Source organism: Alteromonas sp. McT4-15, from assembly GCF_020515205.1.
Taxonomy (GTDB): Bacteria; Pseudomonadota; Gammaproteobacteria; order Enterobacterales; family Alteromonadaceae; genus Alteromonas.
The window spans coordinates 36,457-51,533 of sequence record NZ_JAJALG010000018.1; the positions used below are offsets into that span (position 1 = coordinate 36,457).

Annotated in this window: 13 protein-coding genes; 5 read left to right on the forward strand and 8 right to left on the reverse strand. The window is 42.3% G+C overall.

What is annotated here, in order from left to right; translation table 11 throughout:
• Positions 1-26: 26 nt before the first annotated feature.
• Both LHL20_RS13230 and LHL20_RS13235 read left to right on the forward strand, forming a co-directional pair.
• The gene (locus tag LHL20_RS13230; RefSeq protein ID WP_226433635.1) at positions 27-914 is read left to right on the forward strand and encodes a DMT family transporter; all 888 of its coding nucleotides are present in this window, start codon (positions 27-29) and stop codon (positions 912-914) included.
• Positions 915-1,040: 126 nt separating this feature from the next.
• On the forward strand, positions 1,041-3,386 hold the full coding sequence (locus LHL20_RS13235) for a sensor domain-containing phosphodiesterase (protein WP_226433636.1): 2,346 nt from the start codon (positions 1,041-1,043) through the stop codon (positions 3,384-3,386).
• Positions 3,387-3,497: 111 nt separating this feature from the next.
• Here LHL20_RS13235 and LHL20_RS13240 read toward each other — a convergent pair whose 3' ends face one another.
• The 3 genes from LHL20_RS13240 to LHL20_RS13250 all read right to left on the reverse strand — a co-directional run bounded on the left by LHL20_RS13240 (position 3,498) and on the right by LHL20_RS13250 (position 6,212).
• Positions 3,498-4,592 carry an NADH:flavin oxidoreductase gene (locus LHL20_RS13240; RefSeq protein ID WP_226433637.1) on the reverse strand — a complete coding sequence of 365 codons (1,095 nt, stop codon included), beginning with the start codon at positions 4,590-4,592 and terminating at the stop codon, positions 3,498-3,500.
• 103 nt (positions 4,593-4,695) lie between these two features.
• Positions 4,696-5,010 carry a hypothetical protein gene (locus LHL20_RS13245; RefSeq protein WP_226433638.1) on the reverse strand — a complete coding sequence of 105 codons (315 nt, stop codon included), beginning with the start codon at positions 5,008-5,010 and terminating at the stop codon, positions 4,696-4,698.
• A gap of 80 nt (positions 5,011-5,090) precedes the next feature.
• On the reverse strand, positions 5,091-6,212 hold the full coding sequence (locus LHL20_RS13250; protein ID WP_226433639.1) for an alkane 1-monooxygenase: 1,122 nt from the start codon (positions 6,210-6,212) through the stop codon (positions 5,091-5,093).
• 154 nt (positions 6,213-6,366) lie between these two features.
• On the opposite strand from LHL20_RS13250, the gene LHL20_RS13255 reads away from it, so the two are divergent.
• A complete protein-coding gene (locus tag LHL20_RS13255) occupies positions 6,367-7,407 on the forward strand; it encodes a helix-turn-helix transcriptional regulator (protein ID WP_226433640.1) in 1,041 nt (346 codons plus the stop codon).
• A 101-nt stretch (positions 7,408-7,508) separates the two neighbouring features.
• Here LHL20_RS13255 and LHL20_RS13260 read toward each other — a convergent pair whose 3' ends face one another.
• A complete protein-coding gene (locus tag LHL20_RS13260) occupies positions 7,509-8,258 on the reverse strand; it encodes an SDR family NAD(P)-dependent oxidoreductase (RefSeq protein WP_226433641.1) in 750 nt (249 codons plus the stop codon).
• A gap of 93 nt (positions 8,259-8,351) precedes the next feature.
• Between LHL20_RS13260 and LHL20_RS13265 the strand changes: the two genes are divergently transcribed.
• Both LHL20_RS13265 and LHL20_RS13270 read left to right on the forward strand, forming a co-directional pair.
• Positions 8,352-9,284, forward strand: coding sequence for a LysR family transcriptional regulator (locus LHL20_RS13265; protein WP_226433642.1), 933 nt, complete (start codon positions 8,352-8,354; stop codon positions 9,282-9,284).
• A 75-nt stretch (positions 9,285-9,359) separates the two neighbouring features.
• Positions 9,360-9,602 (forward strand): DUF2164 domain-containing protein, encoded by a 243-nt coding sequence (locus tag LHL20_RS13270; protein ID WP_159624696.1) that lies wholly within the window; start codon positions 9,360-9,362, stop codon positions 9,600-9,602.
• A gap of 4 nt (positions 9,603-9,606) precedes the next feature.
• On the opposite strand, the gene yfaE is transcribed toward LHL20_RS13270, so the two are convergent.
• The 4 genes from yfaE to ubiG all read right to left on the reverse strand — a co-directional run bounded on the left by yfaE (position 9,607) and on the right by ubiG (position 14,774).
• Positions 9,607-9,879 (reverse strand): class I ribonucleotide reductase maintenance protein YfaE, encoded by a 273-nt coding sequence (gene yfaE, locus LHL20_RS13275; protein WP_202265610.1) that lies wholly within the window; start codon positions 9,877-9,879, stop codon positions 9,607-9,609.
• Between the two features lie 12 nt (positions 9,880-9,891).
• Complete coding sequence (nrdB, locus tag LHL20_RS13280; protein WP_159624692.1) at positions 9,892-11,022, reverse strand: class Ia ribonucleoside-diphosphate reductase subunit beta; 1,131 nt, start codon at positions 11,020-11,022, stop codon at positions 9,892-9,894.
• Between the two features lie 122 nt (positions 11,023-11,144).
• Positions 11,145-13,466 (reverse strand): class 1a ribonucleoside-diphosphate reductase subunit alpha, encoded by a 2,322-nt coding sequence (nrdA, locus tag LHL20_RS13285; RefSeq protein WP_226433643.1) that lies wholly within the window; start codon positions 13,464-13,466, stop codon positions 11,145-11,147.
• A gap of 603 nt (positions 13,467-14,069) precedes the next feature.
• Positions 14,070-14,774, reverse strand: coding sequence for a bifunctional 2-polyprenyl-6-hydroxyphenol methylase/3-demethylubiquinol 3-O-methyltransferase UbiG (gene ubiG, locus LHL20_RS13290; protein WP_159624688.1), 705 nt, complete (start codon positions 14,772-14,774; stop codon positions 14,070-14,072).
• Between the last annotated feature and the right edge of the window lie 303 nt (positions 14,775-15,077).

Consider the following 15,077-nt stretch of genomic DNA (forward strand, 5'->3'; position numbering starts at 1 on the left):
ATCAAATCGTGATTTAAGGCTTAATTTTGTATAAAACATTGTGGCTGGTTTCGTTAGCGATGTTGGCCTTTGCGGCTAACTCACTTTTGTGCAGAATGGCATTGAGTAATACGACTATTGATCCAAGCTTATTCACTGTGATCAGGCTAACCAGTGGCGCAATATCACTTCTACTATTGTCACTGCTAACGCTAACTCGCGATCCTAGTAAAAATAAAATCAGCACGCTTTTTAGTGCACTTAAAAAAAACGCCAGTTATCGAGGCGGTATCGCGCTATTTTTATATGCAGTCTGTTTTTCTTTTGCCTATATCGGTATGTCTACAGGCAGTGGTGCTTTATTGCTTTTCGGTTCTGTACAAATTACCATGATAGGTTTCGGATTTATTAACGGCGAGCGGTTTTCCTTTGTTCAGTGGGGAGGGTTTTTACTGGCTTTTTCGGGGTTGATAGTATTGATGTTGCCCTCGTCAGTGGCACCTTCCATATTTTCTGCTGCGCTAATGATTATCTCCGGTATAGCCTGGGGCATGTATTCGATTATGGGTAAACAAAGCCAATCAGCACTCTTAAGCACCAGTGGAAATTTTGTATATGCCAGCATTCTTTGCCTACCATTTTCACTGAGCGTTGTCGTTTTTTATCCGAATAGTTTTACATGGGATGAGACAGGCGTTGCGTTGGCTATGATGTCTGGTGTTATTGCATCAGCATGTGGTTACGCTATTTGGTATAGCGCATTGCCACTGCTCAAAGCGACCACGGCTGCAACAGTACAATTGAGTGTGCCGATCATAGCCACAGCGATGGGCTGGTTATTCCTCGCAGAGTTATTATCCATTCAAATTGTAATTGCTTCTACCATGACATTGTTAGGCATTTATTTGGTGATAAAGCGTCAGAATCGCTATTGATATTGCAACTTGGGTAAGCTAAATATTTAAATTTTTTTGTAATATGACGTAAAGTTTATATAGTTACACAGAGTGTTTTTAAAAGCGGTACGCGTTGTACTCGTTGAGACAGCTTGAGGTACAACCTTGATCATTCCCCCTAAACTTGCCAATGAGTTGGAAAGGCTAGAAGCCCTGAATCGTCTTAACGTGCTTGATACTGAACGTGAAGAGCGATTTGATAGAATAACACGCCTTACGACGCAATTACTTCAGTGCAAGTTTGCAACTATATCCTTGATAGATGCGGATCGTCAGTGGTTTAAGTCGACGGTAAATGTCGACATGGAAGAAACGCCTAGAGAGCAGGCATTTTGTGCGCACACAATTGCAGAATCACACTATCTCGTAGTATCAGATACATTAAAAGATAAACGTTTTGCTAATAACCCCTTTGTAACTGACGAACCAAAAGTTCGTTTCTACGCAGGGGTGAATATCATGATTGAAGGTTTGCCTGTTGGAACCCTATGTGTTTTTGATAGTACGCCTAAGACTTTTAATAAAGACCAAATCAAACAACTTGCTGATTTAGGCAAAATAGTAGAATCCGAATTACAGCGAGAAAATCAACAAAAACTCATAAAGCAAGTAAAGCAATATCAAGCCACCGCCGAGGAGTCTCAAAAGCTTGCTAGGGTAAGAAGCACCATATTGGAAAAGATCGTTACCTCTAAATCGCTTGAATCTGTCTTAGCGGAAATTGTGGCTGCAATCGAAAAAGAATACAAAGGCCAGATGTGCAGTATTCTTCTTCTTGAAGGTAATCGTTTAGTTATGGGGGCTGCACCCTCATTACCTGATTTCTACAACGACGCCATTGATGGGGTTGAGATAGGACCCGGGGTTGGTTCGTGCGGCAATACGGCATTTACTAACGCACTAACCGTTGTTGAAGATATTGCGACACATCCTTACTGGTCGGCATGGTCAGAACTGGCTAAACGGGCAAATCTTGGGTCCTGTTGGTCTCAGCCAATTCGAGGGGCCGACAACAGTGTTTTAGGCACGTTCGCGATATACCATTGTTCATCATCCAAACCAAGTGCTGATGCTCTTGTTCTCATTGAGCAATTCGCGCATATAGCCAGTATTGCAATTGAAAGGGAAAGAGCGAACCAATTAATTTGGCACCAAGCTAACTTCGATGTGCTTACATCTCTGCCAAATCGCAATTTGATGGAAGAGCAATTAAAGCATCTGCTCTCACAAGCTAAACGAGACAAAACGAAAGTTGCGGTACTTTTCTTAGATTTAGATAATTTTAAAGACGTAAATGACACTCTCGGCCATGATGTAGGTGATATGTTACTGATTGAGTGTGCTGTACGTATTCAAAATTGTATACGACAAGAAGATACTGCCTCGAGGCTAGGCGGCGACGAATTTGTAATCTTACTCGGTGGTATAACCCGTTCGCGTGATTTAGATAACATTATCCAAAAACTGCTTAAAGAAATATCAGAACCTTATGTTCTGCAACAACGGCATATTCATACCAGTGTGAGTATTGGTGTTACCTTGTATCCAGATGATGGTGACGATGTAACAGCGTTACTCAAAAACGCTGACCAAGCCATGTATGGCGCTAAGGCTCAAGGAAAAAACAGTCATCAATTTTACTCAAAGGAAATGCAAGAGTCGGCATTGAAACGGTTGTCGTATAAAAATGATTTACGCAATGCGCTAAATAACTGTGAGTTCTATATTGAGTATCAACCTATTATCGATATTCAATCAAATCGACTGTCTAAAGCAGAGGCATTGTTAAGATGGCAGCACCCAGATAGAGGTTTGATAAGACCTGACGAATTTATACCGGTTGCAGAAGAGTCAGGCACTATTATTGAAATTAGCAATTGGGTATTTGATCAAGTTTGCCAAGATGCCATCAAGTGGCGGGAATCGCTGTGCCCTGATTTACAGTTAAGTATTAATACCTCACCAAATCACTATTTTCATCGTGACCCCAATATTATGGATTGGTTACTGAAGCTTTTGGACAATGAGTTATCACCCAACGCTGTATCACTTGAAATCACCGAAAACTTACTCATGGATGCTAATTCTCAGGTCACCAAAAAATTGTTCCAATTCCGCCAAGCAGGCGTCAGTATTGCGCTAGACGACTTCGGTACTGGCTTTTCTTCAATATCGTACCTTAAAAAATTTCCAACTGATTATATAAAGATTGATCGAAGCTTTGTGCATTCTATGACAGAGGTAAGCAACGACAAAGTGTTGTGTGAAGCTATCATCGTTATGGCGAAAAAACTGGGGATACAGGTAGTCGCTGAAGGAATAGAAACGCAAGAGCAATTAGAGATCTTAAAATCGATGGGTTGTGACTACGGTCAAGGATACTTTTTCGCAAAGCCATTATCTAAGTCCGATTTTGAAGCACTGTTGATCAAGCACCACGAAAAGGGCTAAGGAAAAAAGGCTCAGAATAAAGCGGGGGTAATGGATGACTTCCATAAGCCCCGCTGAACGTTTTTTATCAAAATAACCGTACGGTAATAAGGAAGGCCATACGAACTTATACTAGGATAGTGACGCTAAGGCCTTTCCAGAATATTGCTCAAGTTCATCCATACGATTTTCTTTTATTTTGTTAGCCCAGTTAGGATCTTGAAGCAACGCTCTGCCAACCGCGACTAAATCAAACTCACCAGCGCCAAGTCGCTCCAGTAAGTCATCAACAGAGCGCGTGCTGGAATCTTGGCCCTTAAATGCACCGAAGAAGTCATCATTAAGACCAACCGAACCGACAGTTATTGTCGGTTTGCCTGTGAGTTTTTTAGTCCAGCCAGCAAGGTTTAATTCACTGCCTTCAAATTCATTTTCCCAATAACGGCGCTGCGAGCAATGGAAAATGTCCACGCCAGCGTCACTTAGTGGGAGCAAAAATTGCTCAAGTTCTTGTGGCGTGTGGGCAAGACGTGCTGTGTAGTCTTGTTGCTTCCACTGTGAATAGCGAAGAATAATTGGGAAGTCGGGTGATGTAGCTGCACGAATGGCTTTAATGATTTCAACGGCGAAACGACTACGGTTTTCCATGTTACCGCCCCAACCGTCAGTGCGCTGATTAGTGCCTTCCCAAAAAAACTGGTCAATCAGGTAACCATGCGCGCCGTGTATTTCAACGCCATCCATTCCTATAGCTTGAGCATCAGAGGCCGCTTGTGCAAACGCCTCTATGACCGCTTCAATATGCGCTACAGTCATCGGTTCTGCACCTTGCTTACCGGGTTTAAATAGTCCCGAAGGTCCTGCACTAGGTAGTTCAGGAAAAGGCGCCTTTTCTGCTACTCGTGCCATTCCCACATGCCATAGTTGAGGCATGATCTTCCCATTTTCACTGTGTACCTTTTCAACCACATGTTTCCAACCAGCGAGAGCTTGTTCACCGTGAAATTGTGGGATGTTAGCGTCCATTGTCGCGACGTTGTCATTTACCGTAGTACCTTCGGTAATAATTAGGCCGGTACCACCTTGTGCGCGTCTTTGATAGTAATCAGCAACGTCGTTAGTTGGAATACCATTAGGTGAAAATTGGCGGGTCATCGGCGCCATTACAATGCGATTACTTAAGGTTAATTTTTCGCTTGTATAGGGTGTAAAAAGGGGAGTGGTCATTACTATTCCTTAAACCAGTCAGTTGCTTAGTTGCAAGAAATAGTAATCTCACCCAATAGTAAGTCAATTTCGAATTAGTGATAGTGCCTTATAAGCGAATGGTTTAGTCGAGTATTTCAACTATTTCACGGGTCGCCTGAATAAGCCTGACAACACGATCTTCTACTTGAACGGTTATCACGCCTTTTCTATCAACTGGCACGACGACGCGAGAATGTTCATAAACTCTGGTTTCCATTACATTGCCGACAGCGAGCTTCTTTTGCCATCCCGGGGGTAATTCACCAGTACGTTGAAGCTTTTTCTCCAAACCCGGTGGAAGTGATTTATCCTTGTCGCCATTTTTGGCAAAAACTGAAGGAGAAATCACAAGTACACTGCTCACTGTTACAAAGGCAATTAAATTTCGGTATTTCATAGAGAACTTCCTCGTTTTTTGTCTCTATAACCTTATGCTATATCCAGGCCAACACTATTTCATGACCTTCTGTATTGAAATCATTTGAATCGCTTAGCAATAATTTCTTTCTCTCTATCACTTGCAAAGTGTTCATCCCAATGGGCCAATTTCTTTTCCATTATTCGAAACCAAAGCGGGGGAATAAGTGCGAGCACCATGGTTGATATGTACCCGCTTACCATTTGGGGAGAGTCTTGCAGGGCTTTTAGTTTCTCAAATGGCACTGCGCCTTGTGCATGATGATGACTGTGTCTCGGCAGATTAAACATAGTCCAACAACTGATGCGTCGATTTGAATTCCATGAGTGCCTTGGTCTAACAGGCTGGCGCGGGCAACGGACGAGTCCGTAATGTTCCATATAATTTACTATTTCAAGTGTAAATTTTGTACTAATACCAAGGGCAACAAATATTGCGATGCCGTTAACACCAGCGATGCTAAATGCCACCAAGGCTAGAAAGGCGCTCATTAGCCAACCCCTTATACATTTATTGTGTAGACTGAATTTCGGCAACTTACTTCGCTTTAACCGTTTACATTCGATGTGCCAGCCCGCTTGCTGGGTACCCATGAAGGCAATGATGAAATGGGTATAAACATCACGACCACGAGGTGCAGTAGCAGGATCATCTTGCGTTGCAACTTTTACATGGTGGTTATAGACATGCTCGATTGAAAAGTTAGCGTCGAAACTAAAAGCAAGCAGCCATCGTCCAATGCACACCGCCACAGGATTGCCAACACGGTGAACTAACTCATGGGCGACAACCGTTGCTACTCCACCTAGCATAAGTGCTAAAAAAGGAATTGCTACGATAGTTTGCATTGTGGTTGCCTGCGGCGTGAAAGCGTTGATGTCGATATTGAACTGCGCATACAGTAAATGGGGAAGTGGGGCGTTAGGCGTTGATACAAGCGCTAGTGCTGTAGCTAAAATGCAACAAGATAGAGGAAGGGCACTATAAAGCATGACTTTCAGTAACCCTCCATTAAGCAATGGAGGCTCAGATAAGTCATCGCCCAAGAACGCATCGCCTAATACGTAAAATGCAATATATACAACAAAGCCTAGGTAAATGGCGTTGCCGCCAAACCAAATAGCAATCAGGCCAAACAGGACAGCGAAGTAAAAGTTAAAGAATTTAAAATAATGCAGCATGACAACCATCCATACAGAAACAGAGTATAGGAGTTTGCCTTAAATTAGTTGTGCCAAAGAGTGCGTAAATTGACAAAGGGGAATCATTTATTGCCAAGGTGCTTACAGTAATTTAACATTTTTACGTGATCCACTGTGACGACAATGTGTAAGCATGGGCAGCAACCAAGAAATTACAGGTAATGATGTAAGCAGTGTGCCTACATTTTATATTATGCAACTTGAAAAAGTGCTCGCGCGTAAGGGTGTGGCATTGGCATCTTGTTTAGATGAGCAGGGGCTTTGCTATGAACAGTTCAAGCAAGCCGGTGCGAAGATGGCTGCTGAACACTTTATAACACTGGTTAATACACTTGTTGAAGGCCTCGGCATAAAAAGACCAGGTGTACTATTAGGAGAAGCGTTACAGTTAATCCATCACGGCCCCTTTGGGCTTGCCATAATGAATAGCCCAACTGTAATCGATATTATTTCGCTGTTTGAACGCTTTATTGCAATGCGAGTGCCCGGACTGGAACTACACATTATTGAGAAGCAAAACGATATAGTCGTAACCGTGCACGACCTATATTGGCGCGAACATGTGCATCAATTTTTTATAGATGCACTTACCTCAGCATTGCTCAATTTACATAGTAGCCTTGTTAGCGAGGGGAACAGCCCAGTAATATCCCGAGTAGTTTTTGATTATTCAACGGAAAAAAGTGGTTGTAAGAGCCATCGTCAATATCTGCACTCAGAGCGTAGTACACACATTGAAAGGCTGTATGACCAACCTTATTGTGCGATTGTATTGGACAAATCAAAGGCCCATCAGCCACTCGTTAATAGTGACAGAGTAAGTTTTGATTATGCCGTAAAACTTTGTGAAATGGAGTACGAAGCGCTGGTAGTAGACAATGCTAGTGAAAAACTTCGGTATTTTTTACGGCAGCATAATGCGACGATACCTTCACTTGAGAGCGCTGCCGATGCGCTCTGTATAAGCAAGAGAACCTTGCATAGGCAATTGGAAAAAGAGAACACAAGCTTTCGAAAAGAACGGGAAAAAACGCTGATGCGCAAAGCCTTGGACTTGTTGTTTGTAAAGCGGCTAAGTGTAAAACAAACTGCGTATCAATTGGGCTATACCGAGCCTACAAATTTCCGTCGCGCATTTGTCAATTACTACGGGCGACCGCCATCTGCTTATTAAATGTAAGGGCCTTAAATAGTATGCGTAGTAAGAGCGTCTGGTCTTCAAACCACATGATTTTATAAACCAATATAGAAGACCAGAGAATGGGCATTGCTATCCTATACGTTCATCCATCCACCATCGACAACGAGATCTGCGGCCGTCATATAAGAAGACTCATCACTTGCTAAGAAACGTGCGGCATTCGCAATTTCTTGCATAGTGCCTGGTCTCTGTAACGGCGCCTGTGAAGCCACCATGCCTACAAAGCCCTCAAAATCATCAGACGCGATGTTAGTGTTTTCTGCAAAGTTTGTTCTAACGATACCTGGACTTAACGTGTTTACTCGAATTCCTTTTGGCGCCAGTTCGGACGCAAGTGTACGGCTAAGCGAACGCACTGCCGCTTTCGTTGCGAAGTATAAACTGCCCGTAGCCACACCTTTCTCATGCACGGCTGACCCGGTAAGTATGATACTGCTGCCATTTTTTAATAGCGGTAGCAATTTCTGTACGGTAAAAAATACGCCTTTTACATTAATATCAAACTGTTTGTCGTAGCTAGCTTCGTCAATATTTTCGATAGGTGAAAAAACACCAAGCCCAGCGTTTGCAAAAAGAATGTCTATTTGCCCGAAACGCATCGCGGTTTCATTCTTAAGAGTTTCAAGGTCGTCAAAATTCGTGACGTCACCTTGAACGCCAACAGCTCGAGGGCCAAGTTTTGACACTGCTTCATCCAACGTAGTTTGATTTCTTCCGAACAAGACCACACGTGCACCTTGCTCAATAAACAGTGTTGCTGCGGCTAGTCCAATACCACTATTACCACCCGTAATTACTGCTACTTTGTCGTTTAGTGTTGTCATTTCAAATCTCCAATTGATGTTAAATACCTAAGCGGTATTGATATCCTAGTAACGCCAGGTTAATGTTTGAAATGAATTAACAGTATAAGTGTTATGCATAATATGAATTTAAATGCATTTGACCTAAACTTGCTACGTGTCTTTGATGCAGTGATGCGTTACAGAAACGTTTCGAAAGCAGCAGACGCACTGTACCTTTCCCAACCTGCAGCAAGTCATGCACTGAGTAGGTTAAGGCATGCATTGAACGACGAATTATTTGTGAAAAGCCCAAATGGTATGAAGCCAACGTCTAGAGCGTTGGACATCGCACCTGCGGTGAGCAAAGCGTTAGCTGAGCTCTCGCAAGCATTAGCGCCTGCGACATTTGATCCAAGTACTTCTGAGGCGACGGTTCGTTTAGCAACGCACGATTATTTTGTTGCACTTGTTATGCCTAAGCTTGCCCATTACCTCAGTTTACATGCGCCCAATATGTCTATAACAACAAGACCTATGGAAGGAAGAGCGATAGAACTGCTTGATGATCAGCAAATTGATGTTGCGATTAGTGCATTTGGTGATTTGCCTGAGCGAATTAAAAAAGTCACCTTAATTGAAGACGATTATGTGTGTGTAATGAGGGGAGGCCACCCACTTTCACACTTTGATGAGTTAACGCTACAACGTTACGTGGAAAGTCGTCATTTGTTAATCAGTCCGAAAGGGGATGCACGTGGCTTTGTCGACGATATGTTAATGTCACTGGGACTTAAAAGGCACGTGGCATTAATTGTTAACCAGTTTTCTCCAGCACCAGATATTGTTTCTTCATCTGATTTACTTGTAACGTTACCACGGCATATCGCAAAGAAGTATGAGAGCAAGTACGACTTGGCCATCGTTGAGCTTCCTTTTGAATCTAATGTGGATTACACAAAAACTCACGCGATTTTTAATAAAAAACTTGGACAATCTGCGCCCATGACGTGGTTTGTTGATACGCTAAGTGAATTATGTGAAGGGCTGTTTCTCGACAATGGTTAGCATGAATGCACTAATACAAAAATTCTGTTGAAGCCAAGTAGTCAGCAGAAAACGTTTAATTTTAAAGGAAAGAATATGAGCGACATTACATTTAGTAGCGAAGAAAAATCTGCGTTAATTGATAAATTACAGCGGTACTTTGATAATGAACTGGGGGTTGAGCTTGGACAATTTGACGGTGAATTTCTTCTTGAATTTATAGCAAAAGAAATGGGCGGCGTGTTTTACAACAGTGGGTTACGCGATGCCAGAGCAGTGTTTGAAGCGCGTCTCGAATCGATAGATGAAGATTTGTATGCCATAGAAAAAGAGGTGTAGTCGCTTACAAAGGCACTTTTATCTTAAGTGGTGATTTGGCTATGCAACAGCAGGGAAGTATTTCGTCGTCATCAATAAACGCAAGCGGGTCTGTAGTATATTCTACCTCTCCCTCCAAAAGCTTTGTTCTACAAGCACCACAAAAGCCCTCACGGCAATGGTAGTGAATATGAACATCACTTGCTTCTAAAGCGCTTAAAATTGTTTTATCGACAGGGGCGTCAATAGGCCCCACATCGACTACATCGATGCGAAGCCTCGTTTTTTCACTACTCATTAAGCTGTAAGATTACAGCTCAAAATCAGCGAAATCGTCTTCGCTTACTGCAGAGTCTATTTGACCAACTAAGTAGGAACTAATCTCAGACTCTTGAGGAGCAACTTGCACATTGTCTGAGTTCAGATAGTTATTCATCCACGGGAGTGGGTTACTGCTAATGTCAAACGGTGCATCAAGGCCAATTGCTGTCATGCGCTGGTTGGCAATGTACTCTACGTACTGACACAGAATTTCTTTGTTTAACCCTATCATTGAGCCGTTTTGGAACAAATAATCAGCCCATTGCTTTTCTTGTTCTACCGCGTTCATAAAGATTGCGCGCGCTTCGTCTTTACACTCTTCGGCGATTTGTGCCATTTCTGGATCATCTTTACCTTTCGCCCATAAATTAAGAATGTGCTGTGTAGATGAAAGGTGAAGGTTCTCGTCTCGTGCAATCAAACGAATGATCTTTGAGTTACCTTCCATTAGCTTGCGCTCTGCAAATGCAAAGGTACACGCAAATGACACATAAAAGCGAATAGCTTCTAACGCGTTCACGGAATTCATGCACAAATAAAGCTTTTTCTTTAATTCGTACATGTTAACAGTGTAAGCAGTGCCGTTTACAGTGTGAACGCCTTCGCCTTGTGTTTGCCAAAGCTGCGTAGCAAAAATAAGGTCGTCGTAGTATTTTGAAATGTCAGCCGCGCGGCGTTTAATTTCTTCGTTAACCACGATATCTTCAAAAATCTCACTAGGATCAGAGAACAGGTTGCGCAGAATGTGTGTGTACGAACGAGAGTGAATTGTCTCGAAGAACGACCATGTTTCTACCCATGTCTCTAATTCTGGTAATGAGATGATAGGTAGAAAAGCAATGTTAGGACTGCGACCTTGTACAGAATCTAGCAGCGTTTGGTATTTCAAATTTGAAATGAAGATATGCTTCTCTGGGTCGGTTAACTTTTGAAAGTCAACGCGATCGCGCGAAACGTCTACTTCTTCTGGACGCCAAAAGAAGCTTATTTGTTTCTCAATAAGTTTCTCGAAAATGGCATGCTTTTGTTGGTCGTAGCGCGCAACGTTTACGGGGTTACCGAAAAACATTGGCTCAACCAATGGATTTGTACTTTGCTGATTAAACGTAGTGTATTTCATGATGGCCTAACTAAAAACTTAATGATTAACGCGTATTATTATTTGTGTTCTTGCTGCGAAACTTTAGATGGCAAGTTGGCATTACTGCCGTGCTTGCCATCTAACAGGTAGTGCATTGTAATTTATATTTTACACGCACCGCCTGCACAATCATCGTCTTCCTCTACTACCACTTCTTCCTGACGTGGCATAGGTACATTGGCTTTAGCATCAAGTGCCGATGTGTCAGACGCGCCGTCGCGAGTGTTATGGTAGTAAAGCGTTTTAACACCCAGTTTGTACGTTGTAAGAAGGTCTTTAAGAAGAAGCTTCATTGGCACCTTATTACCTTCGTAACGACTTGGGTCATAGTTTGTGTTAGCAGAAATAGTTTGGTCAATGAACTTCTGCATAATACCAACCAGTTGTAGGTAACCATCATTTGATGGAATGTCCCACAGTAGTTCGTACTGATCTTTAAGCGTTTCGTACTCAGGTACAACTTGCTTAAGTACGCCGTCTTTACTTGACTTAATGCTGATGAAACCACGTGGTGGCTCTATACCGTTTGTCGCATTAGAAATCTGTGACGATGTTTCAGACGGCATAAGTGCAGACAACGTAGAGTTACGTAAGCCGTGTGTTTTAACGTCTTCACGAAGCGCGTCCCAATCGTAATGAAGTGGCTCATTACACACGCTATCAAGGTCTTTCTTGTAGCTGTCGATTGGCATAATGCCTTGCGAGTACGTTGTTTCGTTAAACTTAGGACACGCACCTTTTTCTTTAGCAAGATTGTTTGATGCTTTGAGTAGGTAATACTGCATTGCTTCAAACGTGCGGTGAACCAGACCATTTGCACTGTGATCAGAGTATTTCACACCGTTTTTGGCTAGGTAGTACGCGAAATTAATTACGCCTACGCCTAATGTACGTCTGCCCATTGTTGCGTTATATGCAGCTGGAACAGGATAGTCTTGATAATCTAATAGGTTATCAAGTGCACGTACCGCAAGGTCTGCTAGTTCTTCGAATTCGTCTAACGATTCGATAGCACCTAAGTTGAATGCTGATAGCGTACACAGTGCAATTTCACCGTTTTCATCGTTAACATGCTGAAGTGGCTTAGTAGGTAGTGCAATTTCAAGACAAAGGTTACTTTGACGAACTGGGGCAACCTCTGGGTTGAACGGGCTGTGCGTATTACAGTGGTCAACGTTTTGGAGATAAATGCGACCTGTGCTAGCACGCTCTTGCATAAACAAGCTGAACAGTTCCATTGCTTTAATTTGCTTTTTACGAATGCTGTCGTCGTTTTCGTATTTAACGTAAAGCTCTTCGAACTTATCTTGATCAGCGAAGAACGCATCGTACAGGCCTGGTACGTCTGATGGGCTAAACAATGAAATGTAGCCGTCTTTCATCATGCGCTGATACATGAGTTTGTTGAACTGAACACCATAATCTAGGTGACGTACACGGTTTTCTTCAACACCACGGTTGTTCTTGAGTACCAGTAGTGATTCAACTTCCATATGCCAAATCGGGTAGAACAAGGTAGCAGCGCCACCACGAACACCGCCCTGAGAGCAGCTTTTAACCGCTGTTTGGAAGTACTTATAAAAAGGAATACAGCCAGTATGGAAGGCTTCACCACCACGGATAGGGCTGCCTAGCGCACGAATGCGACCTGCGTTAACTCCGATACCTGCACGCTGGCTTACGTATTTTACAATAGCACTTGCAGTTGCATTAATTGAGTCAAGGCTGTCACCTGTCTCAATCAATACGCATGAGCTGAACTGACGAGTAGGGGTACGAACACCCGCCATGATAGGCGTTGGTAGTGACAATTTGAATGTTGATGCAGCATCGTAAAAACGGCGAATGTAGTCCATACGTACGTCTTTATCATAATTTGCAAACAAACATGCTGCTACAAGAATGTAAAGGAACTGAGCACTCTCATAGATCTCGCCAGTAACGCGGTTTTGAACAAGGTATTTACCTTCCAGCTGTTTAACCGCTGCATAGCTGAAGTTCATATCACGCCAATGATCGATATACGTATCCATCTCAGCAAATTCTTCAGCAGTGTAATCTTCTAACAAATGTTTGTCGTATTTGCCGGCATCAACCATTTTGGCAACATGAGCGAAAAGCGCTGGTGGCTCGAACTGTCCATAGGCTTTTTTACGTAGATGGAAAATCGCAAGGCGAGCCGCTAAATATTGGTAATCAGGCGCATCAGTAGAGATAAGATCTGCGGCAGACTTAATTAGCGTTTCGTGGATTTCACTGGTGTTGATACCGTCAAAGAACTGAATTTGTGCTTTTATTTCAACTTGTGAAACAGAAACATTATTTAGTCCTTTTGCCGCCCATGTGACAACTTTGTGGATTTTCTCTAAGTCGATGGACTCTTTTTCACCGTTTCGTTTGGTGACAAATAAGTTATTGTTCATGTTACTGGCCGTATGTCTGTTAGCGCTTGATGCGTGGGCTATGCTGCCCATTATCATTTATAATTAATTTTTTAATGCACATGCTGTTTGTCTGGTTTTTACAGATCTAACAAAAGCACACACAAAAGCGGCCTAGACTAATACCAAATAAAGATATGAAGTAGAGACTGCTTATATATTTCTTGTATTGCTTGTTTATTTCAGCGGAGTCGAATGGCGCATCTCTGCGCGATCTGTTTTGATCCCGTTAATTGATCTTGGGATCTCGTGCTGAACTAAACACAAGATAGTGAGGTTTTGCCTCGATTGCAACCCAATATCTGGTGGTATTTCAAGCACTCAAACTGGCATGAAATTTACGTTAGTAACAACTAACTTTTTAGCGTTCTACAAGCGTAAAATATCGGGAATGCAAGCGTTTTTGCTAAACTGATTTCGAAAAAAATTAATTTATTCTTAGAAACTCGTTTTTATAAAAACACGATATATGGTGTTTAAAATATCACCACGACCCAATATGTTGTGTTAATTTATTTTAAATACACTGTATATAGTAAGTGCACAGCAATGTGCATCTACTATTATTTGTACCCTTGTATACGTCTAATCTTGTGCAACGGTATACAGTAAGTAGTTTACGTCTACATTGTTGGCAGAAAGATAAAAACCTTGAGAGATCGGATCCATATGAAGCCCTGTCATATCGCGAGGCAAAAGACCTGCCTGATCTGTCATCGCCATAAGCTCTGATGGTTTAATAAATTTGCTGTGTTCGTGGGTGCCTTTAGGGACGAGTTTAAGAATATATTCTGCACCAAGGATCCCCATTAAATAAGACTTCAGGTTTCTATTGAGTGTAGAAAAGAACACATGACCACCTGGCCTAACTAACTTTGCGCAAGCCATAACAACAGAAGCGGGGTCGGGCACGTGTTCTAGCATTTCCATACAGGTGACAACATCAAATTTACCAGCATTATCCTGCGCGAACTGTTCAGCAGTTGAACAAACGTAATCTACTTTTATTCCCGATTCTAAACCATGAAGCTTAGCGACCTCTAATGACGCCTCAGCCATATCAAGACCTGTTACGGTAGCACCCGCTTTAGCCATTGATTCGGCAAGGATACCGCCACCACAACCAATATCGATAACCTGTTTACCAAACAAACCCTCACTGTGCTGATTGATGAAATCAAGTCGAAGCGGGTTAATTAAATGAAGCGGTTTAAATTCGCCTTCGGGATCCCACCAGCGCGAGGCGAGCTCAGAAAATTTATTAATCTCTTGTTGGTCCACGTTTGTCATAGGTAAAACAATCCTTAACTTCTCTTTTAATAACATATCGCAATTTGGCGGCGTGTTTTACTGTTTTTAGTGATAAAACCGCTTTTTCTGTATCTGTCTGAACGAAAAATAATCGCTTGCCTTTTTGTTAATTAATAAGCGTAATTAAGCGCTACATAATTCTGTCATCAAGTGGTACACTCGAAGCAACATTATGACCCACATAATAATAACCATGCGCGCCCAAGAGCCGCTTTCACAATTGCTGTAAAGTGGCTGCAATGGATAACGCAGAACAAACTAAGATAAAGGGATTAAGCAGTT